Origin of the sequence: Stappia sp. ES.058, from assembly GCF_900105595.1 — a bacterium.
In the GTDB taxonomy this organism is placed as follows: domain Bacteria; phylum Pseudomonadota; class Alphaproteobacteria; order Rhizobiales; family Stappiaceae; genus Stappia.
Window position 1 is genome coordinate 2463251 of record NZ_LT629784.1, and the last position, 18356, is coordinate 2481606.

An 18356-nucleotide genomic window follows, 5' to 3' on the forward strand; every position below is an offset into this window, starting at 1 on the left:
CGTCACCCTGAGCGGGTCAGTCCGCTTCCCGGCGCAGGTCCGGGGCAATCGCCTCGTCGGCGAGCGACGACACCGCCTCGTCGAGACCCATCGGCGTCTGGTGCTTGGAGCCGAGACGGCGGATGTTCACCGTGCGCTCCTCCGCCTCGCGCTTGCCGCAGACCACGATCACCGGCGTCTTGGCGAGCGAGTGTTCGCGGACCTTGTAGTTGATCTTCTCGTTGCGGAGATCGATCTCGGCGCGCAGCCCCGCCTTCTTCAGTGCCGCCAGCACCTCGCGGGCATAGTCGTCGGCGTCCGAGGTGATCGTTGTGACGACCACCTGCTGCGGCGCAAGCCACAGCGGGAAGTGACCGGCGAAGTTCTCGATGAGAATGCCGAGAAAGCGCTCCATCGATCCGCAGATCGCACGGTGCACCATCACCGGGGTCTTCTTCTCGCCGTTGGCGTCGACATAGAAGGCGCCGAAGCGCTCCGGCAGGGTGAAGTCGACCTGCGTCGTGCCGCATTGCCATTCGCGGCCGATGGCGTCGCGCAGCGTGTATTCGAATTTCGGTCCGTAGAAGGCACCCTCGCCTTCCAGGATCCCTGTCTTGATGCGACCGCCCGACTGCGCCTCGATAGTCTTCAGGACCTCGCCCATTATCTCCTCGGCGTGATCCCAGGAGGCATCGGAGCCGACCCGCTTTTCCGGGCGGGTGGAGAGCTTGACGACGATCTCGTCGAAGCCGAAGTCGGAATAGGTCGACAGGATCAGGTCGTTGATCTTCAGGCATTCCTCGGCAAGCTGGGCCTCGGTGCAGAAGACATGGGCGTCGTCCTGGGTGAAGCCGCGCACGCGCATCAGCCCGTGCATGGCGCCGGACGGCTCGTAGCGGTGCACGGCACCGAACTCGGCCAGCCGCAGCGGCAGGTCGCGGTAGCTCTTCAGCCCGTGCTTGAAGATCTGCACGTGACCCGGGCAGTTCATCGGCTTCAGCGCGAAGAGCCGCGTGTCCTCGGCTTCCGGGTCGGCGCATTGCACGGAGAACATGTTCTCCTTGTACCAGCCCCAGTGACCGGAGGTCTCCCACAGCGAGGTGTCGAGGATCTGCGGCGCGTTGACCTCGTCGTAATCCTCGTCGAGACGGCGGCGCATATAGGACACGAGGCTCTGGAACAGGCTCCAGCCCTTGGCGTGCCAGAAGACGACGCCCGGTCCCTCTTCCTGGAAATGGAACAGGTCCATCTCGCGGCCGAGCTTGCGGTGGTCGCGCTTCTCCGCCTCCTCCAGCATGTGGAGATAGGCTTTCAGCTCGGCGTCATTCGCCCAGGCGGTGCCGTAGATGCGGGTCAGCATCTCGTTGTCGCTGTCGCCGCGCCAATAGGCGCCGGCGACCTTCATCAGCTTGAAGGCATCGCCGACCTGTTTGGTCGAGGCCATATGCGGACCGCGGCACAGGTCGAGCCAGTCGCCCTGCTTGTAGATCTTGACGTCCTCGCCTTCGGGAATCGCGTCGAGCAGTTCCACCTTGTAGGTCTCGCCCTTGGCGAGAAAATGCCGCTTGGCTTCCTCGCGCGACCACACTTCCTTGCTGAAGGCGTCGCCGCGCTGGATGATCTCGCGCATCTTCTTTTCGATGACCGGAAGGTCCTCGGGGGTGAAGGGTTCGTCGCGCTTGAAGTCGTAATAAAAGCCGTTCTCGATCACCGGACCGATGGTGACCTGCGTTCCCGGCCATAGCTCCTGAACGGCTTCCGCCATCACATGGGCCGCGTCGTGGCGGATCAGCTCCAGCGCGCGCGGATCGTCGCGCGTGACGATTTCCAGCTTCGCATCGCGGCGGATCGGCTCCGACAGGTCGGCAAGCGCCCCGTCGATGGCCACCGCAACCGCCTTCTTGGCGAGCGACTTGGAAATGCCGGTTGCGATCTCGGCGCCGGTGATGCCGGGTTCGAACGCGCGAACGGAATTGTCGGGAAAGGTCAGATCGATCATGTGTCTCTCCAGGGCTCACTCCTGCAAACGCGGCAGGTAAGCATGGGCTTCAGGGGCTGTGGCGCCCCCGTTTTCTGTCTAACCGGCGTCGGTCGCGCAGGGTCGCGCAAGCGCCGGCGCGCCCCTGATATGGGATTTGAACGGTTGGAGCAACCGTGAGCCGGACGAGAGCGCGCGCAGGCGCTCTCACCGCGCCTCGATGCGACGCACGAACCAGCGCACCAGCCGCTCCCAGACAACGTCCTTTTCCGCTGAATCCTCGACGCCGTGATCGAGGTTGGGATTGTCGTTGACCTCGATCACCACCACCCGCTCGCCGAAGGATTTGAGGTCGACGCCATAGAAGCCGTCGCCGATGAGGCGCGCGGCGCGCACCGCCGTCTCCACCACCGCCGGCGGCGTTTCGGCGAGCGACACGGAGCGAAAGCTCCCCTCCTTGGCCTGCTTGCCGTCCTCGTGCTTGACGATCTGCCAGTGCTTCTTGGCCATCAGATACTGCACGGAAAAAAGCGGCTCGCCGTCGAGCACGCCGATGCGCCAGTCGAATTCCGTCGGGCAGTATTCCTGCGCCAGGATGATGTCGCTGTCCTCGAGCAGAAGTCTCAGCTTTTCCGCGATCTCCGCTTCGCCCACGACCCGGAAGACGCCCCGGCTGAACGACCCGTCCGGGATCTTCAACACCACCGGCGAGCCGAGCCGCTCTTCAAGCCCCGCCGCCTCCTTGACGCTGGAAAGGATCGCCGTGCGCGGCACCGGCACGCCGTGCGTTTCCATCAGTTCGGCCAGATAGACCTTGTTGGTGCAGCGGATCATCGAGACCGGATCGTCGATCACCGGCATGCGCTCCTGCGTCGCGCGGCGGGCGAAGCGGTAGGTGTGGTTGTCGATGTTCGTCGTCTCGCGGATGAACAGCGCATCGTATTGCGCCAGCCGGTCGAGGTCGCCCTTGCCGATGGGCACGATCTCGACGCCCTGACGGGCGGCGACCTTGGCCATGTGACGCAGCGACGCCTGGCTGGAGGGCGGCAGCTCTTCCTTCGGATCGGACAGGACGGCAAGCGAATGTTTCATCGGCACGCGCTGCTTCGGCGCGCGCCAGACGCGATGCGTGTAGCGCTCCAGGCTTTGCATCATGAAGGCCCGGCGGTCGGCATCGAGATCCGAGATCGGCACGGTGCGGATCCGGCCGATCGCCGACCAGTCGCCGGACGTGCGCGTCACCTCCAGGATCGGCGCACGGTACCAGTCGAACAGCAGCCGCGCGAAGGGCTCCAGCGCGGCCACGCCGGTGTGTCCCAGGCACACGAGGATGCGCTCGCCGACGACGCTCTTGTCTGCCTTGGCAAGACAGCGGTTGAGGCTGTCCTCAAGCTCGGGAAGCGCATGGCGATACAGCCCCTTGCGCGACAGTTCGATCATCGTCTCGACATTCGGCAGCACGCGGTGCTGGCGCGCTTCCGCCAGCAGCGAGGCATAATAGCCCGCGCCCTGATAGGCGTAGGAGCGCGACAGGTTGATGATATTGGGATGCGTGCCGGTGAAGAGCTTCGGCCGCATCAGGTAGTCGCGCACGCTCATCACCTTGTGCGGCGTGTCGGCGTTGGAGACATCCTTGGGATTGTCGACGAGTACGACCCAGGTCGCCATGGGGTCTAGGCCTTCTTCAGGAGGATCTGCGCGCGAACCGGCGGTTTGCCCCAGCGTGCCATGCGATCGAATTCCGCGAACGGGATCGGCAGGTTGGCGGCGTCCTGCGGCGTTTCATAACCTTCGTAGCCGAGCCAGGGGTCGTGAATGAACACATGGCGCGCATCCTGCCCCTGAACCAGCACCCAATGCGGGCCGCGCCGCCCCTGCATGCGGTATTCGGAAATCAGCACGATGGCCAAGGCGCCGCCAGCCACCTCTGCGGCGAGCGCGGCGGCGGTGAGCGGCGCGCCGGAACTGTCGATCCCCATCGCCGCCGCCTCGGCACGGTAGTCGTCCTGCACGGTCTCCATCACCCGGCGCTTGTCCGGATCGCGCACCGACGACAGGAACAGATGTCCGCCCGGCGCAAGCCGCACCTCGGCCCGAAGACCGCGATGCGCGGCGGCGACCGCCATGCCGAAGGGACCGCAGCCGCCGTGACCCGAGGCCAGATAGATCGTCGTCGTCTCCCGCCAGAGCCGCAGTTCCAGCCGCTCGTCCATCGCCGCTACCGCGCCGAAGTGCTTCAGCGCCATCATCAGGCAGGAAGGCCCGCAGGTAAAATCCGACGTCTGCGAGAAATAGGGCACGGCGGACGGTGGCGCCGCCTCGTCGTGCAGCAGCTTTTCCATGCGGATCGCCGCGGCGCCGTCCTCGTAGTAGGCCGCGACCCGCCCGTGCCGCCGGTAGCCGGCCCGCTCGTAGAGTGCGCGCGCGGCTGCATTGTCCTCGCGCACCTCGAGCCGCAACAGGATGCGCTCGCGCGCAAAGGCATCCGCCTCGGCAGCGGCCAGCAGGCGGCGCGACAGCCCGGTCCCGCGCGCGCCGGGATCGACGGCGAGGGAATACAATCGTGCCATTGCCGTGCCGGAGCGAAACAGCAGCAGCGCATACCCAAGGCACCGGCCCTGCACCTCTGCCAGAAGACAGGATACACCGGCACTTTCCAGAAACCGGCGAAAGCTGCGACGGGAGATGCGATCGCCGGAAAAGCATGCGTTTTCAAGGCGCAGAAGCTCGGGCAGGTCGCTTGTCCGGGCCAGGCGTATGTCGGGGTCCGGAGAGGTGCTGGACAACATTGAGGACCGTCCGAACGGGAAATGAATTCATCATCGCATTAATAGGATAACGCCCCGGCGTCTCGCGTGCGAATTGCATGCCGCGCCAAGAAAATGCATGGCTTCAGTCAAGCCGCGTCGAAGGATCGATATGATCGCTTCGCCAGCGGCCGAACCGCCAGGGCCGGAAGCGGAACGCCCGGTGGTCGCATGTCTCAGGCACGGGATCGAAGCCGCTGCCGCCGCCCGGTCGACAGCGCTGCAGCCGCGCAAGACCGATCCAGACCCCGGCCCACAGACCATGCTGGCGAATGGCATCGGAAGTGTATTCCGAACAAGTCGGCGCATAGCGGCACGAGCGACCGATGAAGGCAGACAGGGTCAGTTGATAGACACGGATCAGCCCGATCGCGACACGCGCGACGGGGCCGGTCCTGCCAGCGGGTTCGTGCGAGGTCGAAGGGCACATTGCAACAGGTCTTTCAAACCGCGCGGATGCCGCGACACGGCGACGCATTCGCCTCAGGCAGCGTCGGAACCGCGCTTCTCGTCGATCTTGTCGAGGGCATCGACCACCGCGTCGAACGTCAGCATCGTGGAGGCGTGGCGGGCCTTGTACTCGCGCACCGGCTCCAGATACGCGCATTCGGCGAACCGGCCCTCTGGCGGCGGGCCGCCCTCTTTCAGCATCGCCCGCATGCGCTGGCGCAGATCCCGCAATTCCGCGGCGCTCGCCCCGATGATGTTGCGCGCCATGATCGCGGACGACGCCTGTCCGAGCGCACACGCTTTGACCTCGTGAGCAAAATCCGTCACAACATCATTATGCACTTTTAAGTGGACATTGACTGTCGATCCACACAACTTAGAGTGAGCCTTCGCAGAGGCGTCAGGCGCGTCGAGATGACCGATACGGGGGATATTTCCAGCCAATTCGAGGATTTTGCTGTTGTAGACATCGTCAAGCATACGGGCCTCTTCAAGAAAGCGTGATTCCGGCGTTCCAGCTTCACAGCTCATGCTTCCCCTTATATAGGGAGCATCGCGCGAAAGAAACGGGCGCCCTTGCCGTCAGGCCCGACCTTTGTTGCGGCGTGGAACCGATGAGGAGTGGAACCGACTGCCGCAATTCAACCAGATTGCCGTGCGATTTCGCCGCGAAGGGATTGCCACACCTTGTGATTCATGTGGTCCGAAGCATCGGGGTCAGCGTATTTGATGCGTAAGAGAATACAAACGGGGGAGCCCGCAATGGATGCCATTTTGAACCCGGTCGCGCAGCGCGACGACAGCACCGAGTCCCCGCTTGCACGCCCCACACGCGAGCAAGCGGAAGCCGCCGTGCGGACGCTGCTTGCCTGGGCAGGCGACGATCCGACGCGTGAAGGCGTGCTCGACACGCCAAAGCGCGTGGCGAAGGCGTATCAGGAGATCTTCTCCGGTTACGATCAGGATCCCGCCGAACACCTGAAGCGCACCTTCGAGGACGTCGGTGGCTACGACGACATCGTGCTGGTGCGCGGAATTCCGTTCTTTTCGCATTGCGAGCACCACATGCTGCCGTTTGTCGGCGAGGCGCATGTCGCCTATTACCCGTCTGAAGGCGTTGTCGGCCTGTCGAAGATCGCGCGCGTGGTGGATATCTTCGCAAAGCGCCTGCAGACGCAGGAAAATCTCACCGCACAGATCACCGAAGCCATGGACACCCACCTTGCCCCGCGCGGCATAGCGGTTATGCTTGAGGCTGAGCACCAGTGCATGACCATGCGCGGCGTGCAGAAGCGCGGCGTCTCGACGATCACGACGCAGTTCACAGGCGTCTTCCGGGACGACCCGACAGAGCAGGTTCGTTTCATGAGCCTGATCCGGGACGCAAGGCGCGGCTGACCTGCGATACGAGCGACACAAACGCGCGCAACGAATGGACGGACATGAGCGACACGACCTTCGCTGCGCGCGGCGACAAGACGGACATCGAGACAGGTACGGAATTCCAGCCCAAATTCGACGCGGACGGCCTGATCGCCTGCGTCGTCACGGATGCCGATGACGGCTGCGTGCTGATGGTTGGATACATGAATGCGGAGGCCCTCGCCCGCACGCTTGAAACCGGCGAAGCCTGGTACTGGAGCCGGTCCCGCCAAAATTTCTGGAAAAAGGGCGAAACTTCCGGTCAGGTTCAACAGGTTGTCGAGCTTCTGACCGACTGCGACCAGGACGCGCTCGTCCTCAAGGTCAGGGTGGCGGGCAATGGCGCCACCTGCCACGTCGGATACCGGTCTTGCTTCTATCGCCGGCTTTCGAAGACGCAGGACGGGTCAGTCCGGCTGGAATCGACGGGCGATGCGCGGGTCTATGATCCCGATGTCGTCTATGGCCGGAAGAGCTAGGAAAGACCTGCCGTCTCGCGCTCGCGGCCCTCGCGGCCTGACTGCACACGCTCCTCCGCGCGCTGCGGCCGGAACGGGTGCGCCGGGACCCGTTGCCCGTTGTTCCCTGAAATTGCGTGAGGCGCGACCTTCGGCGCGGGCCTGCGTCCTCAGGCGGCGCGAGTGACGGGAACGGTCCACCAGGGATCCCCGGTCTGCCGGCGTCTCGCCGGCTCCCGGGACGAAAAGCGGCACGCACATCTGCGCGTGCCGGGTCTCGGCCCCGCCGTGTCTCGTCATCTCAACGCACACGTCACATCAAAGGGTGTTGCGCCGGTGCTTCACAGACCCCTCAGGTCATGGCTATGTAATTGCGCATGTCCTCTGCCTCGCGCTCGATCTGCGCCATGCGGTGCTTCACCGCGTCGCCGATCGAGATCAGTCCGGCGAGTTTGCCGTCCTGAACCACAGGCACATGGCGAAAGCGGCCGCCCGTCATCCGCGCCATGACCGAGTTCACGGTCTCCTGCACCTCGCAGGTAACCACCGATGACGTCATGAAATCGGAAACCGGCCGGTCGAGGGCATTCACCCCGTCCTGCGAAATCACCCGCACCACATCGCGCTCGGAGATAATCCCCTCGATCCCGCCGCCCTCGGCGGTGATCACGATTGCACCGATACGGCGTGTTCCCAATATCGAACAGATCTCGCGCATGCTCGTACCGGCGCGTTCCGTCACCACGTCCCGGCCTTTCTGGTTCAAAATCGATGCGACTGTCATGCGCGCCTCCTCCCGTGAAGCCGTGTCTCGTCCCTTGCGCGCGCTTCAAAGATGCGCGCCTGTCTCATCATGACAAATCCTGTCGGGCGTGCAATCCGCAATTCCCGGGGACCGGCGCAATCAGACGCGTCGGCGGGGAACCGGATCGAACAGGGAAAACAAGGCGAAGCCGGCAACGAAACCGCCGATATGGGCCTCCCAGGCGACGCTTCCGCTCGCGCCGCCGAACGGCGTCGAGATAAGCCCGAACACAAGGTTGATCCCGAACCAGACCGTGAGAAACATAGCAACCCGCGGATTCGCGAGTGAGTCGATGACCCCCTTGGCCGGCACCAGATAGGCCGCATTGTCGGAACGGCGGAACGTGCCGAGCGGACCGCCGTCCTGAAACACGAAACGGGTGGCGGCGGCCATTTGCCCGGATATCGCGGCCGATGCGCCGATCATCGGCACCTGCTCGCCAAAATGCAGGAGAAGATGCAAGGCCGCGCCGAAAATCGCGCAAAGCGCGGAGAGCAGCAGGAATCGCGAGTTGCCAAGTCGACGCGCGACCGCGCTGCCGAACACCGCCATCCACAGGACGTTGACGAAGAGATGCGCCCATCCGCCATGCAGGAAGGCATAAGTCAGGAAGGTCCACACATCGGCCCCCGCCCCGCCCGGCAATTGCACGCCCGGCAGGAAGTCGCTGGCATAGCGCGCGGGCAGAAAACCGAAGGCGATGATCAATTCGAAGGCCGCGTCGCGCGACAGGAACAGCGCGCTGACAACATGGATGACAATCAGGATTCCCGCCAGCCACGTGACCACTGACGGCAGGTTGAAGATCGGCTCGGAGGGCGGCGGCAGTTCCGGAGCAGAGCCCCGGACATCGGGTACGGTCATTGCGGTTCCCTTGTGGCGCGATCCCGGTTGGCACAGTAAAGCTCACCGGCACGGGACACACCGCAACTTGGACCAATTGAAAAACAGATCAAGTCACCAGAGCCCCGGACAAAAAGAAACCGCCAGGCATGCCACCGGCACACAAAGCGGTTCCAAGGGTCGATGGCGCCGCACCGTCAAAGGGGCGCCAGTGCTCGTCACGTCAGCAAAACCAACGAAACGATGTTGACGCGCCTGCGTGTCGCCGACAATCGAAAGCTTTCGTTAACCTTAATTGGACGTAAACGCGAAAGATCGAATGCGTGGCACACGGAATGCTTCGTTTCACCGCAAACGACCGATCGCACCGCCAACCGTTCCAAACAGGGACTCGAGGCGGCGGCGTGGTTCAACCGGAACCGAAACGAGGGGCCCGAGACCATGAAACACCCTGTGACGCAGCGCCTGTACGACTATTGGGACGCCCTGCGCGACGGACGCCCGGCCCCCGATCGCAGCGAGATCGAACCGGGAAGCATCCGCAGCATTCTGGGCGATACCTTCATCCTCGAGCTGGTCGACCCGCAGACCTATCGCTTTCGGCTCGCCGGCACACGCCTGTGCGCCCTGCATTGCCGCGAACTGAAAAACCGAAACATTCTGCGCGGCTGGACCGAGGAAGACCATGAGGCGCTGGCAACGCTGCTCGCGGCCATCACCGAAGACGCGGCCGCGGCCGTGGTCGGCCTGACCGGCTATACCGAACGGGGCCAGAACGTCGACATGGAAATGGTTCTGCTGCCGCTGCATATTCCCGGAGAGGGATGCAACCGCGTTCTGGGTGCCTGTGTCGCTTTGGAACAGCCCTACTGGGCCGGTATGCATCCGATCCTGTCCCAGACCGTGAAGAGCGTCCGCCTGATATGGCCGGACGAACGTCCGGCCTTTCTGTCGACCAATACCGGCCGCACCGCACGTACCGTTCCGGCGATCGGCCGTGAAACGGACTTCGTGCCAGGTTCGATCGCCATTGGCGGACGTCAGGTTCAGCATCTGATGGTCATCGACGGCGGAAAGAACTGAGAATGGCCTCTTCTCCACCAACAATTACCGTCTATTAACTGTCCTTGCCTATTTTCGGGATGCAGCGCAAGCGCGGCACGCCCTGCCGTTGCGCTTCAGGGAAGGTCGACGACGGATGGCGCACGCGACGGCACTTACATATCAGACGTCGGAAGCCGCCAAACGGCTCGACCGACGCCGGCATAGCCGTGTTCCGGTCAACCTTCTGGGCCGCTTCATGCTTGAGGATCGCCGGGAGTATCCCTGCCAGGTTATCGATATGTCTCCCGGCGGAGCAGCACTGGTTGCCCCGGTCAGCGCGCGCATCGGGGAGCGCGTTATCGCCTATCTCGATCACATCGGCCGCGTCGAGGGCGAGGTCGTGCGCGAAATCGAAGGCGGATTTGCGGTTCGCATCAACGCCACGGCACGCAAGCGCGACAAGCTCGCAAACGTCCTGACCTGGCTTGCCAACCGCGATATTCTCAATCTTCCGGAAGATCGCAGACACGAGCGCTTCACGCCAAAGAACCCGATCACCAAGATCGTCTTGCCGGACGGACGCTCCTACAAGTGCAGGCTTGTCGACGTGTCCCTCTCCGGCGCGTCCCTGAAGACCGACGTCCGGCCCGAACTCGGCATCTCAATCGATATCGGGAAGATGCGGGCGCGAATCGTGCGCCACACGGAAGACGGCATCGCCGTCGAGTTCGCGAACATCCAGAACCGCGATCTCCTTGAGCGTCATATTTCCTGACGCTCTCACGCCATCGCCCGGCGTTTCCAAAAAAAAAAATTTGGATTCTGATGTCCGTCTGACGCCGAAAGCGTCGATGATCGATGCCGGTCAGCGTTTCCGGTTGCATCGCTTTCGCACACAATGACGGTCCGGCGCGAATGAGATCCGCACGCACCGCCCCCGCCACGATGCCAGGACGATCCCGTCACATCGTGTCCCTCGCCAAGCCCTTGCGAGCTCGCCTCCCCTCTTCCAGAAACTGATATTTTTCAAACGGTTACAGGACCGCCAACCCGGCCGCATCGCCCGGAGCGGCACTCCCGCGTGCTGCAGAATCGTCACGGGCGCCTGCATTCACCCCGCCCCGACAAAGGCCACGCCTCGGACGTTGGCCAGGGAAGCCGCTAAAATTTGAATCAAAATAGAATTCAATTTGATTTTTATTATATTATAATTCTAATACACTTTGATTTTAATGTATATTTGGTTTTTATTCTGAAATCAAAGTGCCGGATGCATGATCTATCCAACCTTGGGGAAGGGATAGACATGAAATTTAAAAGCAAAACTCTCGCAGTTTCTTTCGCATGCCTCCTCGTTGCCGCTTCATCTGCGGCAAATGGGGACTCTCCCACTGGTCGGTTCATGGAGGTCGGCGGCGCCACTCGCGCTCCGGCGGGCCATGTCGGATTTTGTGCGGAAAACCCCCGCGAATGCGTCACGGCGAACCGCGGAGCCGTCGTTGTGAAGCTGAACCAGGGGCGGTGGAAGGAACTGATCGCCGTCAATGCCGAGGTCAACCGGCAGATAAGCCCGGTGACGGACCTCGAACTGTTCGGCGTGGAGGAATACTGGACGTTTCCAAGCGGCGGCGCTGGTGACTGCGAGGAATACGTCCTTGAAAAGCAGCGCGTGCTGCAAAAACGCGGGTGGCCGCAGAGCGCCCTTCTCATCACGGTCGTCAAGGACACCAACAATGCCGGACATGCGGTTCTCACCGTCAGAACGGATCAGGGAGACATCATTCTCGACAATCAGATCGAGGCGGTGCTGCCCTGGTATTCAACGCCCTACAGATTTGTGAAGCGGCAGTCGTCTTCGCATCCGGCCAGATGGGCCGCGATCAGCGACCATCGGGTCAGCACCGTCGCAAGCCTTTCCAACTGACGCACCTGACGCCCACCTTCGGCAACTCGGCCTTTCCCCCTCCCCACACCCAGTGTCGGGTTGCCGGGCCGGTCCTTCGGGACCGGCCATTTTTTTATTCGCTCAACCGGCTCAGCCCGGCGAGAAATCGCTGCCAGTTGCGCACGTATCCGTCCGCCGACGCGGTGATCCCGTCCGCAGCCGCCTGATCCAGTTGCCGCACCACGCGGCCAGGCATTCCCACGACCAGCGAATTGTCCGGGATTTCCTTGCCTTCCCCGATCAGCGCATTCGCGCCGATGATGCAGTTTCGCCCGATGCGCGCCCTGTTCAGGACGGTCGCGCCCATGCCGACGAGGGTGTTTTCCCCGATTGTGCACCCGTGAAGAATGGCCTTGTGACCGATGGTGCAATTGCGCCCGATCTCGAGCGGACAGTCCATGTCCGTATGAAGCACGCATCCGTCCTGGACATTGGTGCCTTCGCCAAGCGTGATCGTCTCGTTGTCGCCCCGCAAGACGGCGCCGAACCAGACGCTGGCGTGGCGCTTCAACACCACGCTGCCGATGACGGACGCGTCGGGGGCGATCCAGAAGTCACCGGCTCCCGGCAGGTCCGGAATCCGGTCGTCGAGCTGATAAATGGCCATGTCGATCTCCCGATCGGGAAATGGTGAACCGTTTGGCGGCCGCAAGGGCCTACAACAGGATCGTAAAGGCGATCTGCAGCACGAACACGCCCGAGCACAGCGACCACATGCCCGCGATCGTCGAGGACGCCACGAGCCAGCCGATGGGGCGCTGGTCGAGCCGGCGCCCGCGAATCGCATTGCGCATGATGATGAACGGACCTGCGAAAACACACAAAAGGCAGGAGAAAACCCCCTTCACCCAAGTCTCGACGGAAATCGCGAATTTCAGGGGCTCCCCCGTCAGGAGCTGATAGAAACTGCCGAGAATCCCGGCCATCACAAACCCCGCGCAGCCAATATAGGCAGCAAGTGCCAACTCACTCATGCGCCCGTTAACCTCCCGTTAACCAAATCTCACCGAACCTTAAACAGAAACTTCGCTTTCGTTCCAGCAATTCGCGTGCCGTTTCGATTGGCGCATTAACAGACCGGTAACCATAAGATGGCGAACACTCGGCGGCACGATCCGCGTCAGGACGGGACACACGTCCCCCGACGGGACACCGCGGCCCCGATCGCAGCCGGGGCGGGACCGGCTCGCGGAGTTCGCGCATGATGCCCATGACCTTGCCGAACGGAACGGGGATGCGGGCGCGGCATTTCACGCCGATGGTGGTGGCGCTCGTCCTCGTGGGCACGGCGCTCGTCGCGAATACGGTCGGGAAGTGGATGACCTATACGAGCCAGCCGAGCAGCTGGACGCAAAGTCCGGAGCGCGTGCCGGTGACCATTGGCGACATCGCCCGGAGCATCCCGGCCAACATGATGCGGCACTCCAATGAGCGCGCCGGAGGCGGCGAAATCGACACGCTGCATCTTGCCGTGCTGTGGCCCTCGCTTGAGGGATACTCGCAAGAAACGGCAAGAGCCTTCGCGGATCCGGGCGACCGGTCGCCGGTCCTCTCGCTGTCCCTGCGCGCCGATACAGGCGGGCTGGATACCAACGAACGCTTTGAACGGGTGTGGATGTCCCTTGCGGCCGGAGACGCGTTTCCCGGGCCGGAGGGACTGGCCCTTCTTCCCCTTGCCGGAGACGGGCTGGCGGGCACGGATTTCGTGGCCCACAGAAACGATGGCGAGACCCTCTTTGCCGCGCGCTGCTTCACACCGCGCGACCAGGCGCTTGCGGCCAACTGCGAACGAACGATCCGCACCGGTGCCGGCCTGCTGGCGACCTACCGGTTCCGCCAGGTGCACCTTCGCGACTGGCGCAGCATGGACGGCGCTATCGCGACGCTGGTCGCCTCCTTTGCACCGTAACTCGACCGCACCGTCACTCGACGCATGCGCAATGGCGACAGCGCAGGACGGGCGCAGGCCAAGGGCGTCTTGCGCACCTCACCCGCGCCAGCGTCCCGTCGGCCGGACCTTCAGCCGTCTTCCTCGATATCGAACTCGAGAATGGACATCTGGAAGCTCCAGCTCAGATCGTCGTCGTCGTCATCGCGGTAGAGGACGCCGATGAACTCGTCGCCGATATAAACTTCCGCGGAATCGTCCTTGTTGGGCCTCGCCCGGACGGCAAGCTTCGGAAGTTCGAATTTCTTCTGCAGATAGGCCTCGAGCTTGCGGATTTCGTCAGGCTTCACGGAGAGCTCCTTTGGGCTGACCGCCGCCACGCGCGGCGGTCCAGGGTGTGTCGTCGGGTCGCGATGCGCCCTGCGCCAGCATACGTCAAGACCTGACGCGTCGGCATTTCACGGCGGTTCGACCCGGTCTGAAGCGCGCAAGCCTACACATTCGCGCCCGCGAACCAAGGGCTAACCCCGCCTTTCCCCAATCCCTCCCCGACTTCGGGGACTGCAGGTGCAATGCTGAAGGCGCGGATCGCGGGCGTACCGTCACCGGTCACCGCTCGGCGGTCGTTCCCGCCCCTGGGTCGGGCGCGATCAACTGGTCCATCGTGCGCGACGGTTCGCTGCACCCCGCCTTGCCGACAACGCGTGCCGGAACGCCCGCGACCGTGGAATTGGCCGGAACGTCGCTCAGGACCACAGACCCCGACGCAACCTTGGAGCAATGGCCGATCTCGATGTTGCCGAGAACCTTGGCGCCGGCCCCGATCAGTACGCCATGGCGGATCTTGGGATGGCGGTCGCCTTCCTCCTTGCCGGTGCCGCCAAGGGTGACATTCTGCAAGATTGAGACATTGTCCTCGATCTGCGCCGTCGCCCCGATAACGATGCCGGTCGCGTGATCCATAAAGACGCCATTGCCCACGGGCACTGCCGGGTGGATGTCGACCTGGAAGATCTCGGAATTGCGGCTTTGCAGATAGAGCGCGAAATCCTTGCGCCCGCGCCGCCACAGCCAGTTCGCCAACCGATGCGTCTGAAGCGCATGAAAGCCCTTGAAGTAGAGCAGCGGCTCGAGAAACCGCGTGCAGGCCGGGTCCCGGTCGTAGACCGCAACGAGGTCGACGCGAAACGTGTCGCCGAGCTCCCGGCTGTCGGAAAGCGCCTCCAGATAGGTCTGGCGGATCAGCGAGGGCGACACCACGACGTGGCCGAGCCGGTCCGCGAGACGGTGTACCACGGCCTCCTCGAGCCGCTCATGGTTGAGCACCGTTTCATAGGCGAAGGAGGCAAGTGCCGGTTCGCAGCGGGCCATCGCCTCGGCTTCCTCGCGCAGTCTCTCCCACACGGGGTCGTGACGCGGCAGACCGGCCGCTTCGGAAACTTGCTGGGATTGCGGCATCTCAGCCTCCTGTGCTGGTGCAGCTCCGCCCGGTGTGCGGGCCGGCTTCTGAGCAGTCGAGCATTCGTCGGTTGCTGAAACCATATAGCCATTGGCCGGGCGAAGACCATAGCCAAGCCGTCTCCTCGGCATTTGTGGCAGGAAATCAGGGCACTTCATTCAGCCGCCCATTGGACAATCCGGCAAGGCCCTGCCAAAACGCGCGGGAACCGAGGGAGCGTTGAAAAGAACATGACACACGACAGCACCGTGGCCGGGCCCGACATGTCAACGGATCGCCCCCGCATCGAGACACATGTCGACGGGGCGACGGGTTGGCTTGTGATCCACAATCCCGCACGTCGCAACGCCGTCACGCTGGGGATGTGGCGCGCGCTCCCCGGGGCGCTCACCTCGCTTGCCGCGACCCCGGGACTGCGCTGCGTGATCCTGCGCGGCGCCGGAGACGCGACCTTTGTCGCCGGCGCGGATATTTCCGAGTTCGCCACCCTGCGCAAGGACGCAGCGTCCGCGCGCGCCTACGAGGCAGCGAATGCCGCTGCCTTCGACGCTCTTCGCGACTGCGCCCTGCCGAGCGTCGCCATGATCCGCGGCTTCTGTCTTGGCGGCGGCCTCGGTCTTGCCGCGGCCTGCGATCTGCGCATCGCCGACGAAACGGCGCAATTCGGCATCCCGGCCGCGCGGCTGGGCGTCGGCTATCCGCCCTCCGCCATTGCCGACATCGTGCGCCTGGTCGGACCTTCTCGCGCAAAGCTGATGTTCTACACCGCCAGACGCCTGGATTGCGGGCAGGCGCAGGCCGCCGGTCTGATCGACCTGGCCGTGGGGGACGACGACCTCGAGGCGGCCACCCGCGAACTCGCCACCACGATTTCAAACGGCGCGCCGCTGACGCTTGCCGCCGCCAAGGCCGGGGTCGACGCCGTTGCCGGAAAGATGTCGCCCGAGGAACTCGAGGCCTGCCAGGCTCTGGCCGACGCCTGTTTCGACAGCGCGGATTTCGCCGAAGGCCGGAGCGCCTTTCTGGAAAAGCGCACGCCGGCCTTCACCGGAAAATGACCCGCCCGCGCCAGACTCACTTTGTTAACCGATTCCGCGCAGCCTCATGAATGCGCCCGGGACCGACCGGGCGCCCGACCACCCGGGTTGACGCGGCCGCACAGGACTGATTCCTTGGCCCCCGCGCTCAGGTTTGATTCTCCGTTTGAGGCGCTTCATGCAATGGAAGAAGCGAAACCTCCCGGCACAAGACCTCATAAGACCGCTTACTGTGGAAAAACAAGAAGATGAACCATCTTCTTGAAGCGATGAATGATGCTCTTCAAGCTTCCACTTAACACTCAATTAACCATATAAACATCTGATTTATCTAAATAAAATCGAAAACACACCTTCCGGCAGCGCCACGACCGCGCAAATTGCCGGGCGGGGTCTTCCACAGCCGCATGCGGCGGGGGATAACGGGGATATCGCGTCGGAAAGAGCTGCCCTCAGGCCGCCTTCAGACGGTCGAGGAAGGACACAACGGCTCCGGCGAAGGCGTCGTTGCGGTCGCCGGCGACCATATGTCCGGCGCCCTTGACGTCGGCGTATTGGGCGTGGGGCACCAGCGTCAGGAACTCATCGACATGCGCATCGGTGACGAGTTCCGACCGCGCGCCGCGCACCAGCAGGACGGGGATATCGAGCGCTTTCGCCGCCGATACCAGCTTCGCCTCGATGGGCCCGGGCTCCTCGGCGTCACGCCCATGCCGCTGTTCGATGAAGCGCGGGTCCCAGTGCCAGCGGTAGCGGCCGTCGGCGTGCTGCCGCAGGTTCTTGGAAAGACCCTCGAGCGACTTCGGCCGCGAGCGGTGCGGCAGATAGCTTGCAATGGCATCCGCGGCCTCCTCGACGCTTGCAAACCCGTCGTGCATGCGCTCCGACATGAAGGAGATGATCTTGTTGACGCCGGACGGATCCATCCTCGGCGTGATGTCGACAAGCACAAGCGCGGAGAGCGTTCCCGGCTTCAACGCCCCTTCGGCAAGCAGGGACGCAATCCCGCCGAGCGATGCGCCGATCGCGATCGGACGGCTGCCGGTCTGTTCGGCGAGCCGGTCGGCGACCGCGACCACGTCGCGCCCGAAATCCTCGAACCGGTATCCGCCATCCTCGACCCAGTCGCTGTCGCCGTGACCCCGCTGGTCGAGGCTCCAGGCCAGCATCCCGGCTTTCGCGAGCCGGGCCCCGGTGGCGTCCCAGGCGTGGCGGGTCTGGCCGCCGCCATGCAGAAGAAGCGCCGGCCGCCCCCTCTCGCCGAACACATCCGCGATGAGCCGGTTCCCGTCCGCGCCGGCGAGTTCGATCTGCCGACCGCTCATGCCCTGCCCTCCCGCGACACCGATTCCAGAAAGGCGAGAACACCCTCCTTGTAGACCTTGTCGCCGACGGCGACCATGTGATCCCGGTTCGGGATGTCGAGCACCTCGGCGCGCGGCATCAGTTTGGCAAGATCGGCGGCGGACCCGGCGATCTCGTCCCTCGTTCCCACCGCAACCAGCACCGGCTGCGAGATCCGCGCAACCTCGTCCTGCGAGATCCTCTGGCGCGAGGAGCGCATACAGGCAGCAAGCGCCTTGCGATCGGATCCGGTCTGCTCGGCAAACGCCCGGAAGGCCCGTCCGGTGCGGTCCTTCACGTCGGAGAGCTTTTCCGCCTCGAGCGCGCTGGCGATCGGCTCGGGATTGCCGATCCCCGTGATCATGCCGTAACCGAGCCCGCCGAAAATGGCGCTGCGCACCCGGTCGGGGTGATTCAGGGTGAGAAAGGCGGTGATGCGCGCGCCCATCGAATAGCCCATCACGTCCACGCCGGTCAGGTCCAGATGCTCCAGAAGCCGCCTTGCGTCTTCCGCCATGGCCGGCGCGCCGTAGTCGTCCGGATCGTGCGTGCCGTCGCTCTCGCCATGCCCGCGGTTGTCGATGGCGATCACCCGGCGCCCGGCCTCGACCAGCATCTCGACCCAGCCGGGGTAGGCCCAGTTCACCTGTTTGTTCGACGCAAACCCGTGAATCAGCAGGACGGGTTCCCCGCGGCCCTCGTCCAGATAGGCAAGCCGAAGACCGGCGGACTCAAAATGCGGCATGATCATATTACCTTGACGTAAACGTAAAAACAGGAACCGCTAAGATAGAGACCTTGAACGGGGATGAAAACCCCACCGGGAGCGGTGCGGCCTGCGCGGGATCCGGGCACGCCGCGAACCGGAGGCGGCATCGCGCCCGGGTCGCGTATTTC

20 protein-coding genes are annotated in these 18356 nt (G+C 63.8%); 7 read left to right on the forward strand and 13 right to left on the reverse strand.

Annotation, left to right across the window (positions count from 1 at the left end):
- Positions 1-16: 16 nt before the first annotated feature.
- The 5 genes from thrS to BLU32_RS11470 form a co-directional block, all read right to left on the reverse strand.
- Positions 17-1978: a threonine--tRNA ligase gene (thrS, locus tag BLU32_RS11450; RefSeq protein ID WP_093807077.1), complete on the reverse strand. Its 1962-nt coding sequence runs from the start codon at positions 1976-1978 to the stop codon at positions 17-19.
- 186 nt (positions 1979-2164) lie between these two features.
- Positions 2165-3625: a RimK family protein gene (locus BLU32_RS11455; RefSeq protein WP_093807079.1), complete on the reverse strand. Its 1461-nt coding sequence runs from the start codon at positions 3623-3625 to the stop codon at positions 2165-2167.
- A gap of 5 nt (positions 3626-3630) precedes the next feature.
- Positions 3631-4746, reverse strand: coding sequence for a GNAT family N-acetyltransferase/peptidase C39 family protein (locus tag BLU32_RS11460; protein WP_093807081.1), 1116 nt, complete (start codon positions 4744-4746; stop codon positions 3631-3633).
- A gap of 103 nt (positions 4747-4849) precedes the next feature.
- Positions 4850-5194 (reverse strand): membrane protein insertion efficiency factor YidD, encoded by a 345-nt coding sequence (gene yidD / locus BLU32_RS11465; RefSeq protein WP_093807083.1) that lies wholly within the window; start codon positions 5192-5194, stop codon positions 4850-4852.
- Positions 5195-5247: 53 nt separating this feature from the next.
- Entirely contained in the window at positions 5248-5694 is a 447-nt protein-coding gene (locus BLU32_RS11470; RefSeq protein WP_093807085.1) for an iron-sulfur cluster assembly scaffold protein, read from the reverse strand.
- A gap of 282 nt (positions 5695-5976) precedes the next feature.
- Here BLU32_RS11470 and folE point away from each other — a divergent pair, with 282 nt between their 5' ends.
- Both folE and hisI read left to right on the forward strand, forming a co-directional pair.
- On the forward strand, positions 5977-6612 hold the full coding sequence (gene folE / locus BLU32_RS11475) for a GTP cyclohydrolase I FolE (RefSeq protein ID WP_093807087.1): 636 nt from the start codon (positions 5977-5979) through the stop codon (positions 6610-6612).
- A 44-nt stretch (positions 6613-6656) separates the two neighbouring features.
- The gene (gene hisI, locus BLU32_RS11480; protein ID WP_093807089.1) at positions 6657-7115 is read left to right on the forward strand and encodes a phosphoribosyl-AMP cyclohydrolase; all 459 of its coding nucleotides are present in this window, start codon (positions 6657-6659) and stop codon (positions 7113-7115) included.
- A gap of 331 nt (positions 7116-7446) precedes the next feature.
- Here the strand turns inward: hisI and BLU32_RS11485 are convergent, their stop codons facing one another.
- Together BLU32_RS11485 and BLU32_RS11490 are read right to left on the reverse strand one after the other, a co-directional pair.
- The gene (locus tag BLU32_RS11485) at positions 7447-7878 is read right to left on the reverse strand and encodes a CBS domain-containing protein (protein WP_093807091.1); all 432 of its coding nucleotides are present in this window, start codon (positions 7876-7878) and stop codon (positions 7447-7449) included.
- A gap of 120 nt (positions 7879-7998) precedes the next feature.
- Positions 7999-8763, reverse strand: a complete 765-nt coding sequence (locus tag BLU32_RS11490; RefSeq protein WP_093807093.1) for a rhomboid family intramembrane serine protease — start codon at positions 8761-8763, stop codon at positions 7999-8001.
- Between the two features lie 420 nt (positions 8764-9183).
- Between BLU32_RS11490 and BLU32_RS11495 the strand changes: the two genes are divergently transcribed.
- The 3 genes from BLU32_RS11495 (at position 9184) to BLU32_RS11505 (ending at position 11710) form a co-directional block, all read left to right on the forward strand.
- A complete protein-coding gene (locus BLU32_RS11495; protein WP_093810912.1) occupies positions 9184-9825 on the forward strand; it encodes a PAS domain-containing protein in 642 nt (213 codons plus the stop codon).
- Between the two features lie 115 nt (positions 9826-9940).
- Complete coding sequence (locus BLU32_RS11500; RefSeq protein ID WP_093807095.1) at positions 9941-10561, forward strand: PilZ domain-containing protein; 621 nt, start codon at positions 9941-9943, stop codon at positions 10559-10561.
- A gap of 495 nt (positions 10562-11056) precedes the next feature.
- On the forward strand, positions 11057-11710 hold the full coding sequence (locus BLU32_RS11505; protein ID WP_208976873.1) for a transglutaminase-like cysteine peptidase: 654 nt from the start codon (positions 11057-11059) through the stop codon (positions 11708-11710).
- 94 nt (positions 11711-11804) lie between these two features.
- Here the strand turns inward: BLU32_RS11505 and BLU32_RS11510 are convergent, their stop codons facing one another.
- Positions 11805-12338, reverse strand: coding sequence for a gamma carbonic anhydrase family protein (locus BLU32_RS11510; protein WP_093807099.1), 534 nt, complete (start codon positions 12336-12338; stop codon positions 11805-11807).
- Between the two features lie 49 nt (positions 12339-12387).
- Positions 12388-12705: a hypothetical protein gene (locus BLU32_RS11515; protein ID WP_093807101.1), complete on the reverse strand. Its 318-nt coding sequence runs from the start codon at positions 12703-12705 to the stop codon at positions 12388-12390.
- Between the two features lie 227 nt (positions 12706-12932).
- Between BLU32_RS11515 and BLU32_RS11520 the strand changes: the two genes are divergently transcribed.
- A complete protein-coding gene (locus tag BLU32_RS11520) occupies positions 12933-13640 on the forward strand; it encodes a hypothetical protein (RefSeq protein WP_093807103.1) in 708 nt (235 codons plus the stop codon).
- Between the two features lie 110 nt (positions 13641-13750).
- Here the strand turns inward: BLU32_RS11520 and BLU32_RS11525 are convergent, their stop codons facing one another.
- Positions 13751-13969, reverse strand: coding sequence for a DUF3126 family protein (locus tag BLU32_RS11525; protein ID WP_093810914.1), 219 nt, complete (start codon positions 13967-13969; stop codon positions 13751-13753).
- A gap of 259 nt (positions 13970-14228) precedes the next feature.
- The gene (gene cysE, locus BLU32_RS11530; protein WP_093807105.1) at positions 14229-15077 is read right to left on the reverse strand and encodes a serine O-acetyltransferase; all 849 of its coding nucleotides are present in this window, start codon (positions 15075-15077) and stop codon (positions 14229-14231) included.
- Positions 15078-15308: 231 nt separating this feature from the next.
- On the opposite strand from cysE, the gene BLU32_RS11535 reads away from it, so the two are divergent.
- The gene (locus BLU32_RS11535; RefSeq protein ID WP_244501686.1) at positions 15309-16136 is read left to right on the forward strand and encodes an enoyl-CoA hydratase; all 828 of its coding nucleotides are present in this window, start codon (positions 15309-15311) and stop codon (positions 16134-16136) included.
- Positions 16137-16567: 431 nt separating this feature from the next.
- Here the strand turns inward: BLU32_RS11535 and BLU32_RS11540 are convergent, their stop codons facing one another.
- Together BLU32_RS11540 and BLU32_RS11545 are read right to left on the reverse strand one after the other, a co-directional pair.
- The gene (locus BLU32_RS11540) at positions 16568-17440 is read right to left on the reverse strand and encodes an alpha/beta fold hydrolase (protein ID WP_093807107.1); all 873 of its coding nucleotides are present in this window, start codon (positions 17438-17440) and stop codon (positions 16568-16570) included.
- Positions 17437-18204, reverse strand: a complete 768-nt coding sequence (locus BLU32_RS11545) for an alpha/beta fold hydrolase (protein WP_093810918.1) — start codon at positions 18202-18204, stop codon at positions 17437-17439. The genes BLU32_RS11540 and BLU32_RS11545 overlap by 4 nt, the downstream gene beginning before the upstream one ends.
- Positions 18205-18356 lie beyond the last annotated feature (152 nt).